This is a genomic window from Mesorhizobium sp. ORS 3428, from assembly GCF_001854785.1.
GTDB lineage: Bacteria > Pseudomonadota > Alphaproteobacteria > Rhizobiales > Rhizobiaceae > Mesorhizobium.
In genome coordinates this window covers 1-1,089 of sequence record NZ_MDFL01000102.1, presented here as the reverse complement: position 1 = coordinate 1,089, position 1,089 = coordinate 1, and the positions used below count along the sequence as shown (strand labels likewise).

The following is a 1,089-nucleotide window of genomic DNA, read 5'->3' as shown; positions in this document are numbered from 1 at the left end:
CTTTCAACGCCGATTAGCTGCCGCAAAAATTGTGACCGAATTTCTCGAGAACATCTTCCTGACGCCAGCCACGAGACTTTACAAGCTTGCCCTGTTCATTTCTGAAGATGTCGCCGTCACGGCAAACACAAGTTGGCGATGCTTCGTATTTGACAGCAATATCACTGCCGCCCGCCGAGAGAACGCGGCCGTATATTTCTACGACGGCTTTCTTGGCTGCGCCTTTCCTGAGAACGGAAAATATGAAACCGCGAAGTTCTTCGACCTCACCAAGGAATTCGTTCGCACATCGATAAATGACCGAGATCTCCGAAGGGATCTGGGCGACGCGCTGTTCGCCTTCGTTAAGGTAGATCAAGCACCAACGTTCACCTCGCAACAGTTCGGCGAAGCGTATCTGCCACCCGAATTGCGCGACCCATTCAACAGGTTCCTCGAGGCCAAGAAATTCCCGACCGATAGAGCCGTGGTTCGGGATATTAGCGAGATGGGTGGTAGGCTGCGGCGCCGGAAGTACAAGTTTGGTCCAGACATCGAGTTCTCGGCGTCCCCGGACGCGATACGCAATGGCACCGTGACAATCGAGGATGTCCCGCCTGGCGATGTTTCCGATAGCGAGGCTGCAAGTTGGACCAGGATCACGGTCCGCAGGCCAGTCACCGAACAGCTAYGACGACCGAGCTCGAGATCCTGCGGCGCTGGGAGGCGGAGCAGCAGTACTACGACGCCTGGGGCAGGTTCATCGTCCACGCGGTCATCGACGGGCTCTCGACCCAGGTGGAGGCGCCGGATCTGTTCTTGCGCCTTCCGGTTAAGCACAGGCTGAAGGAGAACAAGTCGCTTATCCAGAAGGCACTCTATCGCGGCAAGGGCTATGCAAGCCCGTATGATGATATCGAGGACAAGGTGGGAATCCGGTTCGTCGTGCTCACCTCAGACGAAATACCCATCGTCGAGAAGGCGATCACCGAATTCGGCGACAGATACTGGTTTTGGCAAAAGGCCCGGGACTTCGCCGAGGAGCGGGCCCGCAAGCCTTGGGAGTTCGGCTATCAGTCGGTCCACTACGTGGTTCGGGCCAAAGCGGGG

Annotated in this window: 1 protein-coding gene and 1 pseudogene; one reads left to right on the top strand and one right to left on the bottom strand. The window is 57.0% G+C overall.

Annotated elements, in window-relative coordinates; all coding sequences use genetic code 11:
• Positions 1–13: 13 nt before the first annotated feature.
• Positions 14–358 (bottom strand): hypothetical protein, encoded by a 345-nt coding sequence (locus ORS3428_RS32980; RefSeq protein WP_071096569.1) that lies wholly within the window; start codon positions 356–358, stop codon positions 14–16.
• Between the two features lie 269 nt (positions 359–627).
• Between ORS3428_RS32980 and ORS3428_RS08925 the strand changes: the two are divergent.
• Positions 628–1,089, top strand: a pseudogene (locus tag ORS3428_RS08925) (hypothetical protein); the annotation flags it as partial.